The sequence below is a fragment of the Microcella sp. genome, from assembly GCF_033763155.1.
Taxonomy (GTDB): domain Bacteria; phylum Actinomycetota; class Actinomycetes; order Actinomycetales; family Microbacteriaceae; genus Microcella.
Map to the genome: position 1 here is coordinate 1 of NZ_JANRKZ010000070.1, position 2,090 is coordinate 2,090.

Consider the following 2,090-nt stretch of genomic DNA (forward strand, 5'->3'; position numbering starts at 1 on the left):
AATCGGGAGTACCGCTCTCGGGTGTCGCGCTCGACCGACAGACGTTCCGTGCTCGCAAGCGGGCCGAGCGTGAGTTGGGTTCGTACTTCCCGTCGCTGTCGTGCCGCACCCTTGTCTACAAGGGCATGGTCACGACCCTGCAACTCGAGCCGTTCTACCCCGACCTCAGCGACGAGCGCTTTACCTCGAAGCTCGCTCTCGTGCACTCGCGGTACTCAACGAACACCTTCCCGTCATGGCCGCTCGCGCAGCCGTTCCGGTCGATTGCGCACAACGGCGAGATCAACACCGTTCAGGGCAACCGCAACTGGATGCGCGCCCGCCAGTCACAGCTGCGCTCTGAGCTCTTCGGTGATCTGCGCGACGTCTTCCCGATCGTGACGCCGGGCGCGAGCGACTCGGCCTCGTTTGACGAGGTCGTGGAGCTGTTGACGCTCGGCGGCCGCTCGTTGCCCCACGCGATCATGATGATGGTTCCCGAAGCGTGGGAGAACCAGACCGACATTGACCCGGCCCTGCGCGACTTCTACGAGTATCACGGCATGCTCATGGAGCCGTGGGATGGCCCGGCGGCGCTGGTGTTCACCGACGGTTCGCTCGTTGGTGCAACGCTCGACCGAAACGGTCTTCGCCCCGGCCGTTTCATCGTGACCGACGACGGGCTGGTCGTTCTTGCCAGCGAGATCGGCGTGCTCGACATCGAGCCGAGTCGCATTGTTCGCAAGGGTCGTCTGCGTCCCGGAAAGATGTTCCTCGTCGACACGGTCGACGGTCGCCTCATCGAAGATGACGAGATCAAGTCGCAGCTTGCCGGGCTCGAGCCGTGGGGCGAGTGGCTTGAGGGTCAGCGCATCCACTTGAAAGACCTGCCCGAGCGTGAGCACATCGTTCACACGCCCGCCTCGATTGTGCGACGCCAGCGCACCTTCGGTTACACCGAAGAAGAAGTTCGCGTGCTGCTCGCTCCCATGGCGAAGGCCGGTGCCGAGCCGCTCGGCGCCATGGGTTCTGACACGCCAATTGCGGTGCTGAGCGATCGCGCTCGACTGCTGTTCGACTACTTCACGCAACAGTTCGCTCAGGTGACAAACCCGCCGCTTGACTCGATTCGCGAAGAGGTCGTGACCTCGATGAGTCTTGGCCTCGGTCCCGAGCGCAACCTCTTGGAGGCGACCCCGCGTCACGCCCGCCAGGTCGTGCTCGACTTTCCGATCATCGACAACGACGAGCTCGCCAAGATTCAGCACATTGATCCGCGACCGGGCAGCTCGCTCACGACGACCATCAAGGGTCTGTATCGCGTCGACAAGGGCCCCAAAGCCCTCGAGAAGCGCATCGCTGCCATGTGCGCTGAGGTTGACGAGGCCATCGCCGACGGGGCTGAGTTCATCGTCTTGAGCGACCGCGATTCAACGGCCGACCTCGCCCCGGTGCCGTCACTTCTCATGCTCGCGGCTGTTCACCACCACCTGATTCGCACCGAAAAGCGCATGCAGGTGGGCCTCATCGTCGAAGCGGGTGACGTTCGCGAAGTGCACCACTGCGCTGTGCTCATCGGCTATGGTGCATCGGCGATCAACCCGTATCTCGCCATGGAGACCGTCGAGAACCTGGTTCGTTCCGGCATGATCACGGGCATTACGCCCGAAAAGGCCGTGCGCAATGTCATCAAGGCGTTGGGCAAGGGTGTTCTCAAGATCATGTCGAAGATGGGCATTTCGACCGTTGGCTCATATGCGGGCGCGCAGGCGTTCGAAGCCGTGGGCCTCGACCAAGAGTTTGTCGACCGCTACTTCACCGGTACCTCCAGCGTGCTCGGCGGTGTTGGCATCGACACGATCGCGGCGGAAAACGCTGCGCGCCACGCGCTGGCGTATCCGGCGAGCGCTCCTGTCAACCCGCATGAGCGGTTACAGACCGGTGGTGAGTATCAGTGGCGCCGTGAAGGGCCGCCCCACCTCTTCAACCCCGAAACGGTGTTCCGCCTGCAGCACGCGACGCGGGCAAAGCGGTATGACATCTTCCGCGAGTACACCAAGGCGGTTGACGACCAGGCCGAGAACCTCATGACCTTGCGCGGCTTGTTCCGC

General features: G+C 63.2%; 1 protein-coding gene. It reads left to right on the plus strand.

What is annotated here, in order from left to right:
• Window positions 1-2,090: glutamate synthase central domain-containing protein (locus tag SFU54_RS03050; protein ID WP_319014843.1), on the plus strand; the 2,090-nt coding region annotated here is incomplete at both ends.